Genomic DNA, 13,767 nt, shown 5'->3' with positions numbered 1-13,767 from the left:
CTAGACCACTCCAAGCAAAGGCGCGTTTTGGCTTTAAACTAAAACCGATCTGGCTCATGACGCACCTCCAGTCTTGGTTTCTGCTTTATCCATATTAGTTACCACCGTAAAAAATGCATAACAAATCAACAGTATGATCATAAAATACACCAACGACATAGCAGCGGCTGGACCTAAGTCAAACTGGCCTATAGCCATTTTAACCAAGTCGATAGACATAAAAGTGGTTGAATTACCTGGCCCACCACCTGTGAGCACCATTGGTTCGGTATAGATTTTGAAGCTATCCATGAAGCGTAATAAAATGGCAATAGTAAGCACACCACGCATTTTCGGCAATTGAATGTAACGAAAAGTCGCCCATTTAGACGCACCATCAATACGCGCAGCCTGAAAGTAAGCTTCAGGGATCGCCACCAAACCGGAGTAGGACAACAACACCACCAAACTAGTCCAATGCCAAACATCCATGGCCACAATGGTGATCCACGCATCCAGCACATCGCGGGTGTAATTATAATCAAAGCCCAAACTGACCAATGTATTGCCCAGCAAACCAATATCGGTACGACTAAACACCTGCCAAATGGTGCCTACGACATTCCATGGGATCAGCAGAGGCAGTGCCATCAGCACCAGATATACATTCACTTTCCAGCCCGACTTAGGCAATGACAAAGCAATCATGATGCCTAAAGGCACCTCAATAGCCAAAATGATGCAAGAAAATAGTATGTTACGTTGCAGGGCATCAAAGAATCGATCTGATTCCATTAGGTCTTCGAACCATTCAATTCCTACCCAATAAAATTCATTATTGCCAAAGGTATCCTGAAAGGCATAGTTCACCACAGTCATGAGTGGGATGATGGCACTAAACGCCACTAACAACACAACCGGAACCACCATCCACCAAGCTTTGTTATTCCACGTTTTATTCATGGTTGCGCTTCCCCTTCTAAGATGAACGAATCTTGGTAAATACAAATGCGGTTGGCATCAAACTGGGCCACTGGGTCTTTTGGTATCTGTGTGCGTTCTGACAATAAGGCGCTAAATTTTGACTCGCCTGCTAGCAAACGAACGATTTTATTACGCCCCAGATGCTCCACACTCTCAACCACAACTGGCAAGCCGTCTGATTGATGCGCTCTTTCATGCAGGCTCACAAATTCTGGTCGAATACCTAATTCCAGCTTACCAATGGGCGCTCCATAAGAGTCCTTTAGGTCAATATTTTGGCCTACCACAGTGGCTGTACTATCCTTTATTTCACAGGGGAAAAAATTCATGCCCGGTGAACCAATAAAATAGCCTACAAAAGTATGAGATGGGCGTTCAAAAAGCTCCTTAGGCGTTCCAAATTGTAAGATAGCGCCGTCCAACATCACCGCAATACGGTCTGCAAATGTAAGCGCTTCAATCTGATCGTGGGTAACATAAATCATCGTTTGGCCCACCTTTTTCTGTAACGCTCTGAGCTGTGAACGAAGTTCCCATTTCATTAGAGGGTCGATCACGGTCAAAGGCTCATCAAACAATACGGCGTTTACATCCTGTCTAACTAGCCCTCGGCCGAGGGATATTTTTTGCTTTTGATCAGCGGTCAGGCCTTTGGCTTTCATATTTGCCATATGCCGCAAATCCAATAAATCTAAAATCTCTTCAACACGCGGAATTATTTTTGCTTGATCAAAGCCTCGATTAACCAAAGGAAAAGCAAGGTTTTGAGCTACTGTCATAGTGTCGTATACCACTGGAAACTGAAATACTTGAGCAATATTTTTGTCTTTCGTGGGTACATGAGTAACATCAGTGTCGTCAAAATAAACCCGCCCTTCAGACGGCTCTAGCAGACCTGAGATAATATTCAATAACGTGGTCTTGCCACAGCCTGAGGGGCCTAATAAGGCACAAGCTTCTCCATCATTCCAAACATAGTTAATACGTTTTAACGCATAATCAGATTCTTGCTGGGGGTTATCACCATAAGCATGAGCGAGATTTTCCAATACGATCTTTGCCATTTGACTACGCCTCCGGCTCTAAATTGGCAAGAGGAAGGCCTGCCTCGTTGAAAATATAGAAATCAGCAGGGTTAACGTAAATGGTCATCTGCTCACCCACTAAAGCTGTAATTTCGCCTCCCGCTATGAAGTTCCAGTGAGCACCGAAAAAATCAACATGGACAAAACTCTCCGAACCTGTGAATTCACTACTAGATAAATGCATACTCAAGGCCACTTGGCCAAAGCCTTGCGGCTCTAAGCTACCGTGATAAGGCCTAAGCGCTAAATTATAACGGCCATCGGCCAGCGTACTATGAGCAGCAGCTACTGGAATCACTGGCACACCTCCAACACAGAAATGGCTGCCCTCTTTGTTGACTTGAATGTGGTTAACCGGTGGGTCGGAGAAAGTTTGCAAGCTGGATAAGCTGCTTGGATAATTGTAAACATCCATGGTGGGGCCATTTTGTGTAACTTGACCATTATTTAGAGTCACAGTATTCCCGTTCAGCAACAGGGCCTCAGAAGGTTCCGTGGTGGCATAAACAAAAATGGCGTTACTCTGCTCAATAATGCGTGGTAGCTCATAACGTAGTTCTTCTCTAAGTTTGTAGTCAAGGTTTCCTAAAGGTTCATCCATTAGCACTAGATCAGCACCTTTAACGATCGCTCTGGCAATAGCTGTCCGCTGTTGTTGACCACCCGACAAGTTGCTTGGCAAGGACTCCAAATAGGGAGTGAGCTTAAGTAATCCAGCAGCCTGTTGTACACGATTATCTATTTCGGCCAGTTCAAAACCAGCAATACGTAATGGCGATGCAATATTTTCATACACACTTAATGATGGGTAGTTGATAAACTGCTGATACACCATAGCCACATTACGTTTTTGTACTGAAGTGCCTGTCACATCTGCTCCATCAATAGACAAAGTGCCTTTAACGCATGGGTCAAGTCCTGCCATGAGCCTCATTAGTGGGGTCTTACCAGATAAAGTTGGCCCTAAAAGCACATTGACCACCCCCCGTTGCAAGGTTAAGTTAAGGTTCTCAAAGTGCACTTCCGAGGTGGGAGGGTTACTGACATTTGATAATTCGAGCATGTGGGTACATGTTCCTTAGTTATTTTTATACGCCGATTAATTATTTAATTAAAACAACAAAATATCATCAGCATTGAACATAATTGACATCATATCATGGGTGGCATGGAAATAAAAAGAACATAAACGAATTTTATTAGTCAAAAAGGAACATTTTTGAGCTCGCGACTGGGTTTCTTTGTTATTAGCTTAACTTTCACTCGAATTGGTTTGAACTTTAGACACTGCTTCCAACCACCCATCATACAAATGGTCACGGAAAGGCTTGTTAATTTTAGGAGAAAAAGTCTGCTCACACTGCCACATCTGCGTTAATTCATCTAGCGATTCATAAATATTTGCCTGCAAACCTGCTAAATAGGCAACACCAATGGCACTCGTTTCAACACACATAGGGCGAGCCACTTCTGCACCTAAGATATTGGCCAAATGAGATAAGAACCAATCATTGACGGCCATACCACCATCCACTCTCAGTACTTTAGGCCGGACACCATCTTGCTCCATCGCTTTTTGTAGGTCTTTGGTTTGATAACACACCGACTGTAAGCCTGCGCTAACGATTTCCTTAATGCCTGTATCACGGGTGAGGCCAAAAATACCGCCCCGCGCTTCAGGGTCCCAATAAGGCGCACCAAGCCCAGTGAACGCAGGCACCATATAGACGCCATGATCAATCGGAGTTTCTTGTGCCAAACGTTCTACTTCACTGGCATCGCTAATCAACTTGAGACCATCTCTAAGCCACTGAATGGCTGCACCCGCGACAAAAATACTGCCTTCGATTGCATACACGGGTTTATTATTCAAACGATACGCCACCGTGGTGAGTAACCGACTACTGGAAGCCAAAGGTTTGTCACCGGTATTCAGTATCAAGAAGCAGCCCGTACCGTAAGTGCTCTTAGCCATACCTGGTTCAAAGCAAGCTTGCCCAAAGAGCGCTGCCTGTTGATCGCCTGCCACACCTAAAATTGGCAATTCGTGGCCCAAAACATGTTCACCCATCAAACCAAAGTTAGCGGCGCTGTCTTTGACCTCAGGCAACATGGCTGCAGGAATATTGAAAATCTCTAACAAGGTTTTATCCCAGCATTGCTCATGAATATTGAACAATAAAGTGCGCGACGCATTAGAGGCATCTGTAGCGTAAATCTGACCTTGACTTAAATGCCACATGAGGTAAGTATCCACAGTGCCAAACAGAAGTTCCCCTGCCTCTGCTCGCTCACGGCTACCTTGCACATGATCTAAAACCCAGCTCAACTTGGTAGCAGAAAAGTAAGGATCTAACAACAAACCAGTGCGTGCAGTCACCAGCTTTTCATGACCAGCTTGCTTGAGTTTTTGGCACATTTCCACTGTACGGCGATCTTGCCAAACAATAGCAGGGTAAATAGCCTCACCTGTTTGATGATCCCACACTAAGGTCGTTTCGCGTTGATTAGTAATGCCAACACAGGTGATTTGTTCAGCTTCCAAGCCACTGTCAGCCAGGCATTGGCGGCAAGCCCTGACAACAGTAGCTAAAATATCTTGTGGTGAATGCTCAACCCAGCCATTGTTTGGATAATGTTGTTCAAACTCATACTGTGCAGAACTGACTATGCTTCCATCTTTCGCAAAAATAATGCATCGCGAGCTAGTTGTACCTTGGTCAATAGTTAAAATGTATTGTTTCATTTACATACCTGTTATTGTAAACCCATTAAATATATTGCTTTATTGCAAATTTGTTAACCAAGCAAGGCAGCGCCAATGTCCCAAGTACGTCGTCATGAACTTATTGTTGATTTTGTCAATCAGCGCGGTTTTGCTAACATAGAACAACTTACCAGCCACTTTATGGTGACGCCACAAACCATTCGCAGAGACTTAAACCAACTCGCCAGTTTAGGTCAGGTGCGCCGCCATCATGGTGGTGCCAGCAGCAGTAGCAGCACAAAAAATAGCGATTATAGCGACCGCTTAAGCTTCAACATGGGAGCTAAAATACGCATCGCCGAAAAAGTCGCTAGCTGTATCCCAAATGGCGCTTCTTTGTTTATTAATATAGGTACTACTAACGAAGCTATCGCGCGTGCCTTATTACACCACGAAGAATTACAAGTGGTTACCAATAACCTGCATGTGGCGTCTATTTTATTACCCAAAGAAGACTTCAATGTTATTATTGCTGGAGGGCAAGTTCGTAGCCGCGATGGCGGTATTGTAGGTGAACAAACCTCTGATTTTATTAACCAGTTTAAAATGGATTTTGGCATTATCGGTATTAGCGCCATTCACGAAGACGGATCCTTACTAGACTACGACTACCGTGAAGTGCGCGTGGCACAAAGCATTATTAAAAACTCAAGCAAACTCATCCTCTCTGCCGACCATTCTAAATTTGACCGCACAGCCCTTGCTCGATTAGGTCATATCAGCCAAGCAGATTATCTCTATACCGATCAAACACCAGGACAGCACACCTTGGATATTTTGACAGCTCACAATGTAAATCTTCACATTGCATAGGTGTATCTAGTCTAATCGAGCTTATATCTAATATTTCTCGTATTAATGTTCGTTAACGAATATTAATACACGAGATAATAACATACAAGCTGGGCAAAAAAACTACTCGATCTTTTGCAGTTTTATAGCCTAGCTAGCGCTCAGTATCGTTGGGCATAATACCTAACTCATCCCATAACTCATCTACACGTTGTTTAACAGACTCGTCCATAGCAATGGTGCGGCCCCATTCACGGGTTGTTTCACCTTCCCATTTATGGGTAGCGTCCATACCCATTTTAGAGCCTAGGCCAGACACAGGTGACGCAAAGTCCAAATAATCAATAGGCGTATTTTCTACCAACAAGGTGTCTCGTGCCGGATCCATACGTGTGGTCATGGCCCAAACCACATCTTTCCAATCACGGGCGTTGACATCATCATCCGTCACAATAACAAACTTGGTGTACATAAATTGGCGTAAAAAAGACCAAACCCCCATCATCACTCGCTTAGCATGACCGGGGTATTGTTTCTTCATGGTCACTATGGCCATGCGATAGGAGCAGCCTTCTGGTGGTAGGTAAAAGTCAGTGATTTCTGGAAACTGTTTTTGCAACAGAGGTATAAACACTTCGTTTAACGCTACACCCAACACTGCAGGCTCATCCGGTGGACGGCCCGTGTAGGTACTGTGATAAATAGGGTCTTTTCGGTGGGTAATGCGAGTCACTGTGAATACTGGAAAACTGTCCACTTCGTTGTAATAACCCGTATGATCACCAAAGGGGCCTTCCTCTGCCATATCATCTGGAGCTATGTACCCCTCCAAGATGTATTCAGCACTGGCGGGAACTTGTAAGTCATTGGTCAGGCAGGTGGCCACTTCTGTTTTACTGCCACGCAACAGCCCTGCAAAGGCGTACTCACTCAAACTGTCTGGCACCGGTGTTACCGCACCTAAAATAGTGGCGGGGTCTGCTCCTAAAGCTACAGCTACAGGGAAGTTTTCACCAGGATGGGCAATTTTCCAATCACGAAAATCCAAAGCACCCCCACGATGAGACAGCCAACGCATGATCAACCGATTCTTACCAATCACTTGTTGGCGATATATACCAAGGTTTTGGCGCTGTTTATTAGGCCCACGAGTAATCACTAAAGGCCATGTAATCAATGGCCCTGCGTCGTCTGGCCAACAGGTTTGAATAGGCAACTTGCTTAGGTCTACTTCGTCGCCAGCCATAACATACTGTTGGCATGGCGGTTTACTGATGAGCTTAGGGCCCATATTCAGTACTTGTTTATAAAGAGGCAGTTTACCTATGGCATCTTTAAAACTTTTGGGTGGCTCTGGCTCTTTTAAGGAAGCTAAAAGATGACCTACATCACGCAGGCTTTCTACACTTTCGGCACCCATGCCAAGGGCCACTCGTTTAGGTGTACCAAACAAGTTAGCTAATACAGGAGTGTCGTAACCTTTAGGGTTTTCAAATAATAAAGCGGGGCCTTCTGCACGCAAAGTGCGATCGCAGATTTCGGTCATTTCGAGGTATGGATCTACCTCTGCTGTGATGCGCTTGAGCTCACCTTGAGCTTCTAAGCCTGCAATGAAATCACGTAGGTCTTTGTATTTCATAGTCATAACCTACGCGGTCTCCGTTACATCAACTAATTACTTACGCTTCATAGACATGAAGAACTCTTCATTGGTCTTAACACCTTTAAGCTTATCCAATAAGAACTCAGTGGCTTGACCGTCTTCCATTGGATCCAACAACTTACGTAAAATCCACATACGCTGCAGCTCATCGTCACGGGTCAACAACTCTTCACGACGAGTGGATGACTTACGGATGTTAATGGCAGGGAATACGCGACGTTCGGAGATCTTGCGATCTAAATGAACTTCTGAGTTACCTGTGCCCTTAAATTCTTCAAAGATGACTTCATCCATTTTAGAACCCGTTTCAGTTAATGCGGTAGCAATAATTGTTAAGCTGCCACCTTCTTCAATGTTACGCGCAGCGCCAAAGAAACGCTTAGGGCGTTCTAGTGCATGGGCGTCTACACCACCAGTTAATACCTTGCCAGAGGAAGGAATTACAGTGTTGTATGCACGGGCTAAACGGGTTATAGAATCTAACAGGATAATCACATCTTTTTTATGCTCGACCAAACGCTTGGCTTTTTCTACAACCATTTCTGCAACTTGAACGTGACGTGAAGGTGGCTCATCAAACGTACTAGCAACCACTTCACCACGCACCGAGCGTTTCATATCCGTTACTTCTTCTGGACGTTCGTCAATTAGCAATACAATCAGGTGACAGTCTGGGTTGTTACGGGTAATGGAGTGAGCGATGTTTTGCAACATCAGGGTTTTACCAGCTTTTGGCGGAGACACGATCAAGGCCCGCTGACCTTTACCCATTGGAGCAGTTAAGTCGATTATACGAGCAGTTAAATCTTCACTAGAGCCGTTGCCAAGTTCCATGGTTAACCGTTCTGTCGGGAACAAAGGTGTTAGGTTCTCGAACAACACCTTATGTTTAGCTTGTTCTGGTGGTCCATAGTTAATGCTACTGACTTTAAGCAAGGCAAAATAACGTTCGCCATCTTTAGGTGGGCGGATTTTTCCATCTATGCTATCGCCTGTGCGGAGACTAAAACGGCGGATCTGGCTCGGCGATACGTAAATGTCATCGGGCCCTGCTAAATACGATGCATCTGCTGAGCGCAAGAAACCGAAGCCATCTTGCAAAATTTCCAAAACGCCTTGGCCGAAGATATCTTCGCCGCTTTTGGCATGACGTTTAAGAATACTAAAAATGCAGTCTTGTTTACGAGATCGGGCAATATTATCGAGACCCATGCCTTGGGCAATCTCGACGAGTTCTGGCATCGTTTTTGTCTTTAATTCAGTTAGATTCATAGGTAGAGGGGCGTCAGTGCGCTAGGGGGATAAGTAAAATTAGTGGGGTTGTAGGCTAAGTTAGCCGATTAAAATCCAGCTGATGGGACAGAAGGTCGTGCTGGATTAGTTACAGTCTGTATCAAGCGAGGTCAAGTGTCAACGTTAAAATACGCTGGCTAGACGATAATGCTCTATGGCAACATCAACATGCCCCATTTTATGCTGTAACCGAGCCATTTCAGCATGAGCTTCTTTACTTGCCTGCAAGGTGATGCTGGCTTGTAAGTAGTCTTGTGCTTTACCCCACAATTCCAAGCGCCGACATAGGCGACCTAATGTGAGCTGCAACGCCGCGCTATCCTTGGCATTAGCTTGCCACGCTTCAGCCTTTGTTAAGCTCTTCTGTAAATCAGTTAAAGGTAAATGTGCATACTCAAGCACCAGCTCGTCCAACCACAGCAGCTTAAGAGCTTGCTCTATAAATGCTTCTGTCTTGCTAGCAGAATCGCCTTCAATACGAGCCATTGCCTTGGCGTAACTGATAATGCTTGGACCATGATTAGTAATGCTTTTTGGTGCTTTGCTCCATAATGCTTGTAGTTGGTCTAGACTGCTTTTCACTGCGCTGCCATCCTGCCGGTGGCTGGCACTAAAGGCTCGCCCATAAGCTAGTTGCTGCTGTTGCGCTAATTGATCTTCACTAAGCTGGTTACAGCTGCCTACTACCAGTAATAAGCTAATAAGTTCTGGCCACATTTGTTGGCGCTGCAACAAATCTAACAACAACTGATTGGCTTCTGCATGCTGAGGGTTAAGCAGATGAAGGCTTCGCAGAGCATTAAGCGCCTTTTCATCATTGCCTTGGTAGAGAGAAATTTCAGCCAGTTTCAAGTGTACAAGTTGCTGGGTACCCGGAAACTCTGATACCAATTTGTTTAACACCTGCCCTGCTTCATCTATCTTGCCTTGCCTACCCATAGCTGTTGCTAGGGCAGGCAGCACTACAATAGGCTGACTTGTGGTGGGAGCAAGTTCAGCGAACTTCTTTTCTGCACGCATGTTTTGGCCATCCGCCAAGGCCAACAGGCCGTGACGGGTTTGTAACTGCATACGCTTTATTCGACTAGTCTCTTGCCAATTGCCAAGCACCCGAAAAGGTAAATTTAATGCAATAACAAAGCGTAGGCTTAAGGACATTGCTATATACACCAAAACAATGCCTAACATTAACACCCAAATGCTCATTTCTATGCTGGTGTCACCCCATGCTAGTAACACATAACCAGGGTCTACATTGATCAAAGTGCCTAGTCCAGCACCCACTAACAATACCAATAAAATAACGAGAATTAAGAAGCGCATGGTTTATTCTCCCACCAATGGCTCAGTTGGACTTTCGTGTAATGTGGCGATAAAGCCTTGCAAGGAGACCAGAGACCCACTGATATTAGGCATATTAACTAACACCTTAACCTCATCAAGGGCACTAATCTGGGCATGCATGGCTTGGGCAATGACATCATTTGAGCGATAATATTGAGCTAAAAGTTGCTTTACACCCACCAAAGATTGATCATAAATAGTTTGTTGACGGCGCAAAAGGGCCACTTGTGTTTGACTCAATGCCATTTCAATACGCATACGCACTAACAGTTCAGCTGCAGGAGTGAGTAACTGTTGACCTTCTTGGGTGCGGGACTGCACCTTAACCAGCTGTTTCAGCTCCCCCCATACACTGGCACCTACGGCTTTAGTACCATGCCATACGGACTGCGTCCAATTCACTTCTGCGGCTGGCGTGGTCGCAGTACCTTCTGTACTAGCAGCCTCAGGCGTTTTATTGGGGACCACAGTCTCACGGCGAGGTGGAATGAAGGTAAGCTGGGCCGCCAACCCAGAAAGCGCGGCAAGCTGAGCATATACACCTTCTACATCTACACTCGGAACGGAGGTAAGGGCCGCTAAGTCTGCAGCAATTGCGCGTCTGATGCCGTAAGTACCTACTTGTTCACTATCTCGAATGATAATATCAGCGGCCTTAAGTAAGGCGATAGCGGACTCACTAGCTTGTTCCATGGCTAAACGCTGATTGGCTAGACGCAATAAATATTCGGCTTCTGCCAACTGCCACTGAGGCAATACCTGGCCTTGATCTAGTTGGGTTTTAGCCATTGTTTCTAAAGCGCCAACTAACGCTTTATCCATACGTTCTTGGTTATCTTCTAAGTCTGTTTGTTGGCCATTTATAGTGCGCTGAGCGGCATCATTTGCCACTGCTAAATCGTTTAGCTGCTGGGCCAAAGATTGTTGTTGCATCTGCCACTGTTGTAAATCTTCAGATTGACCATTTTGGTATGCAGAAAGGGCAGTCGTTTGGGATTGTGCCTGCCATTGCCAGTAGCCTAGACCCGCTACCATAACAATTAACAACATGACTAGTAGCCACAATAGGCCTAGCCTGGTCTGTATTGCTCTGCTCGCTTGCTTTGGTTTTGCCCCACTGGCTCGGTCCGCAGGCTTAGAAACCTTGGCCGCTTTGGTGTTGGATGGCTGTTTGTCTGGGGCCTTTTCAGGCACATTTTTGTCGGCTTTGTTCTGGTCTTGTGTCACTGTTTCAGCATCCTTTTTCAGCGGCCTAATAAGCCTGCTATCACTACGCCTTATATACACTTGGTACAGGTTAGTTAGGCGCTTATTTTTTTATTTTCTGCAACAAAGTATCGCACATTGCTTCATTGCTAGCACTAACGCTAGTTAGCAATACACGGTAGCCTAATGTTTTGGCCTGCTCCGCTACTCTTGCACTAGGCAAGACTAATACCGTGCGTTGTTTGTCGCACCAATCTTGGCCACTTAACAATAGATCAAAGTTCTCTAAAGTTTCACCACTTTGTAACATCACAACCCCGGGTGCGAATTGACCCAAACTCAACAACTGCTCAGGGTTAATGTTTGGTATCGTACGCTGGTAACATTGGGCATAATTTACCTTAGCTCCAGCCACCACCAAGGCTTCCGATAATGTTTCTCTGCCACCGCAGCCACGTACAATTAATACCTTGTGGTGGTTTTGAATTTGGGGCAACAAATCAGCCAGCAAAGCTTCACTTGTGTCGCCCGTGTGAGGCCTAACTGCCTCAATGCCTGCCGCCATTAGTTGCGCTTGTGTAGATTCCCCCATCGCCCACCAGCGCACACCCACCGGCCACTGGGGCCAATAGTCCTGAACTAGGTCGAGCCAGTGCTGGGCGGCGTTGGTGCTGATAATAATGACATGATCAAAACTGTCCAAATCCATCGCCCACTGCTTACTTTGTAAGCCATCAACTGACTGTGGCTCTACGGGCACAATCTGCAAACAAGGCTGGTGCTGCACCTCAAACCCATGCTTACGCAACAGTTCGATCGTAGCCTTTGCTTGTGCGGCTGGCCTTGTGACCAAAACCCTCATGGCTGTCATAAGTTATTTACTGAGCACCGTAAATAGCCCGCAGAATTTCACCGGCACCTTGTGCCAATAGATCTTCTGCAGCGGTAATACCTAAGCTTTCAGCATCCCTACGTGGGCCTTTAATTTCTGTGGTAAGAACACGGCTGCCATCCACTTCGCCCACCAAACCTCGTAACCACAGCTGATCACCTTCTAATTCGGCAAAACAGGCAATAGGCACCTGACAACCTCCTTCTAAACGTTTGTTGAGTGCCCGCTCAGCAATCACACGATCTGCCGTATCTTTATGGTGTAATGGTGCCAACAAAGCCATAGTGGCAGCGTCTTCTAAACGACACTCCACACCCACCGCGCCCTGCCCTCCAGCGGGCAAGCATTGCTCGTCAGTTAAGCGCGATTGAATACGGTGATCAAACTCAAGACGCATTAATCCAGCGCTAGCAAGTATAATGGCATCGTATTCGCCAGCATCTAACTTAGCTAAGCGGGTATTTACGTTACCACGCAAATCTAATAATTGAAGATCCGGCCGTAGAGCTTTAATTTGTAACTGGCGGCGCAAGCTAGACGTGCCAACCTTTGCGCCTTGAGGTAGTTGGTCTAAGTTATTAAAATGATTACTGACAAAAGCATCGCTGGGGTCTTCTCGTTCACATATGACAGACAAACCCAAGCCTTCGGGAAACTCCATAGGTACATCTTTCATGGAATGCACAGCAATGTCTGCACGGTGTTCTAACATCGCCTGTTCTAGCTCTTTAACAAACAGGCCTTTACCACCCACCTTTGCTAACGGCACATCAAGTATTTTGTCGCCCTTAGTCTTCATCCCTAAAAGCTCTATAGTGATACCGGGATGATGGCGCTCTAGCTCTGCTTTAATAAAATTAGCTTGCCAAAGGGCAAGTTGGCTTTCACGAGTGGCGATGCGGAGGGTGGTCATAGGTTACGATAACTAGGTGAATATTAATATGTGCCCTAGTGTATCAAATTGCTCTGCTTTAGACGCCATGATCATGCTGATTTATTGATCAGTAATAGGTAAAATAAGCGTTAAGCTGTTCCTTACTCGTTAAGATCAATTTTATGTCTACTGATTTACCCTTCAATATTGAAAATCCCCGCCGCATTCGTAGTTTTGTAAAACGTGCTGGCCGTATGACACCGTCTCAAGAACATGCACTGAAACACTATTGGGTGCGCTATGGTTTGGGGCTCAATCAAGGGCCTTTGAATTTTGTAAACATATTCGGTAATAACCATCCAGTAATCATGGAAATAGGTTTTGGTATGGGCGATTCCCTTTCCACCATGGCTGCCACCATGCCAGAGAACAACTACATTGGTATTGAAGTGCATCGCCCAGGTGTTGGTCGTCTACTTAACAACCTTGCTATCCAAGAGTTAAGCAACGTGCGAGTATTTTGTGATGATGCAATAGAAGTGATGGCCCAGTGTATTGCAGATGGCAGTTTAGGTGGCGTACAGCTATTTTTTCCCGACCCATGGCACAAAAAGAAACACAACAAGCGCCGCATCGTACAGCCTGATTTTGCCCAAGATATTCGCCAAAAGCTTACCATCGGTGGTGTATTTCACATGGCTACAGATTGGCAACCTTATGCAGAGCACATGATGGAAGTGATGGAACCTGCTCAAGGTTACAGCAACCAAGCAGGTGAGGAGAAATATTCACCACAGCCAGACTTCCGACCTAGCACCAAATTTCAACGCCGCGGAGAAGGCAAGGGGCATGGAGTGTGGGATTTGATGTATCAGAAACACTGCTAGG

The 13,767-nt window shown here is 45.6% G+C and carries 12 protein-coding genes; 2 read left to right on the top strand and 10 right to left on the bottom strand.

All coding sequences use genetic code 11. The features are described 5' to 3' along the window. Positions 1 to 54: 54 nt before the first annotated feature. The 4 genes from ABXT70_RS00550 to glpK all read right to left on the bottom strand — a co-directional run bounded on the left by ABXT70_RS00550 (position 55) and on the right by glpK (position 4,794). Positions 55 to 942, bottom strand: coding sequence for a carbohydrate ABC transporter permease (locus ABXT70_RS00550; protein ID WP_443641234.1), 888 nt, complete (start codon positions 940 to 942; stop codon positions 55 to 57). Further along, the gene (locus tag ABXT70_RS00545; RefSeq protein WP_443641233.1) at positions 939 to 2,027 is read right to left on the bottom strand and encodes an ABC transporter ATP-binding protein; all 1,089 of its coding nucleotides are present in this window, start codon (positions 2,025 to 2,027) and stop codon (positions 939 to 941) included. The genes ABXT70_RS00550 and ABXT70_RS00545 overlap by 4 nt, the downstream gene beginning before the upstream one ends. Positions 2,028 to 2,031: 4 nt before the next feature. Beyond that, positions 2,032 to 3,111, bottom strand: a complete 1,080-nt coding sequence (locus tag ABXT70_RS00540) for an ABC transporter ATP-binding protein (protein ID WP_443641232.1) — start codon at positions 3,109 to 3,111, stop codon at positions 2,032 to 2,034. Positions 3,112 to 3,300: 189 nt separating this feature from the next. Beyond that, positions 3,301 to 4,794, bottom strand: a complete 1,494-nt coding sequence (gene glpK / locus ABXT70_RS00535; protein WP_443641231.1) for a glycerol kinase GlpK — start codon at positions 4,792 to 4,794, stop codon at positions 3,301 to 3,303. Between the two features lie 75 nt (positions 4,795 to 4,869). Here glpK and ABXT70_RS00530 point away from each other — a divergent pair, with 75 nt between their 5' ends. Further along, entirely contained in the window at positions 4,870 to 5,628 is a 759-nt protein-coding gene (locus ABXT70_RS00530) for a DeoR/GlpR family transcriptional regulator (RefSeq protein ID WP_443641230.1), read from the top strand. Between the two features lie 133 nt (positions 5,629 to 5,761). Here ABXT70_RS00530 and ubiD read toward each other — a convergent pair whose 3' ends face one another. From ubiD to hemC, 6 genes are all read right to left on the bottom strand, one after another. Further along, complete coding sequence (ubiD, locus tag ABXT70_RS00525; RefSeq protein ID WP_443641229.1) at positions 5,762 to 7,246, bottom strand: 4-hydroxy-3-polyprenylbenzoate decarboxylase; 1,485 nt, start codon at positions 7,244 to 7,246, stop codon at positions 5,762 to 5,764. Between the two features lie 36 nt (positions 7,247 to 7,282). Continuing rightward, positions 7,283 to 8,542 (bottom strand): transcription termination factor Rho, encoded by a 1,260-nt coding sequence (gene rho / locus ABXT70_RS00520; RefSeq protein ID WP_443641228.1) that lies wholly within the window; start codon positions 8,540 to 8,542, stop codon positions 7,283 to 7,285. A 144-nt stretch (positions 8,543 to 8,686) separates the two neighbouring features. Beyond that, entirely contained in the window at positions 8,687 to 9,886 is a 1,200-nt protein-coding gene (locus ABXT70_RS00515; protein ID WP_443641227.1) for a heme biosynthesis HemY N-terminal domain-containing protein, read from the bottom strand. A gap of 3 nt (positions 9,887 to 9,889) precedes the next feature. Then, entirely contained in the window at positions 9,890 to 11,134 is a 1,245-nt protein-coding gene (locus ABXT70_RS00510; RefSeq protein WP_443641226.1) for a uroporphyrinogen-III C-methyltransferase, read from the bottom strand. An 82-nt stretch (positions 11,135 to 11,216) separates the two neighbouring features. After that, positions 11,217 to 11,984, bottom strand: coding sequence for a uroporphyrinogen-III synthase (locus tag ABXT70_RS00505; protein ID WP_443641225.1), 768 nt, complete (start codon positions 11,982 to 11,984; stop codon positions 11,217 to 11,219). 7 nt (positions 11,985 to 11,991) lie between these two features. Next, a complete protein-coding gene (gene hemC / locus ABXT70_RS00500) occupies positions 11,992 to 12,918 on the bottom strand; it encodes a hydroxymethylbilane synthase (RefSeq protein ID WP_443641224.1) in 927 nt (308 codons plus the stop codon). A 143-nt stretch (positions 12,919 to 13,061) separates the two neighbouring features. On the opposite strand from hemC, the gene trmB reads away from it, so the two are divergent. Further along, positions 13,062 to 13,766 carry a tRNA (guanosine(46)-N7)-methyltransferase TrmB gene (trmB, locus tag ABXT70_RS00495; protein WP_443641223.1) on the top strand — a complete coding sequence of 235 codons (705 nt, stop codon included), beginning with the start codon at positions 13,062 to 13,064 and terminating at the stop codon, positions 13,764 to 13,766. The last annotated feature ends 1 nt before the right edge of the window (position 13,767 follow it).

The organism is Candidatus Njordibacter sp. Uisw_039, assembly GCF_047730075.1.
Classification (GTDB): domain Bacteria; phylum Pseudomonadota; class Gammaproteobacteria; order Pseudomonadales; family Balneatricaceae; genus Njordibacter.
This window is presented reverse-complemented; position numbering and strand designations above follow the sequence as displayed.

Excerpts from the sequence above, each read along its gene's own strand:
- ABXT70_RS00530 (WP_443641230.1), top strand. The coding sequence starts at position 4,870 with ATGTCCCAAGTACGTCGTCATGAACTTATTGTTGATTTTGTCAATCAG.
- rho (WP_443641228.1), bottom strand. The coding sequence starts at position 8,542 with ATGAATCTAACTGAATTAAAGACAAAAACGATGCCAGAACTCGTCGAG.
- ABXT70_RS00540 (WP_443641232.1), bottom strand. The coding sequence starts at position 3,111 with ATGCTCGAATTATCAAATGTCAGTAACCCTCCCACCTCGGAAGTGCAC.
- hemC (WP_443641224.1), bottom strand. The coding sequence starts at position 12,918 with ATGACCACCCTCCGCATCGCCACTCGTGAAAGCCAACTTGCCCTTTGG.
- trmB (WP_443641223.1), top strand. The coding sequence starts at position 13,062 with ATGTCTACTGATTTACCCTTCAATATTGAAAATCCCCGCCGCATTCGT.
- glpK (WP_443641231.1), bottom strand. The coding sequence starts at position 4,794 with ATGAAACAATACATTTTAACTATTGACCAAGGTACAACTAGCTCGCGA.
- ABXT70_RS00505 (WP_443641225.1), bottom strand. The coding sequence starts at position 11,984 with ATGACAGCCATGAGGGTTTTGGTCACAAGGCCAGCCGCACAAGCAAAG.
- ubiD (WP_443641229.1), bottom strand. The coding sequence starts at position 7,246 with ATGAAATACAAAGACCTACGTGATTTCATTGCAGGCTTAGAAGCTCAA.
- ABXT70_RS00515 (WP_443641227.1), bottom strand. The coding sequence starts at position 9,886 with ATGCGCTTCTTAATTCTCGTTATTTTATTGGTATTGTTAGTGGGTGCT.
- ABXT70_RS00545 (WP_443641233.1), bottom strand. The coding sequence starts at position 2,027 with ATGGCAAAGATCGTATTGGAAAATCTCGCTCATGCTTATGGTGATAAC.
- ABXT70_RS00550 (WP_443641234.1), bottom strand. The coding sequence starts at position 942 with ATGAATAAAACGTGGAATAACAAAGCTTGGTGGATGGTGGTTCCGGTT.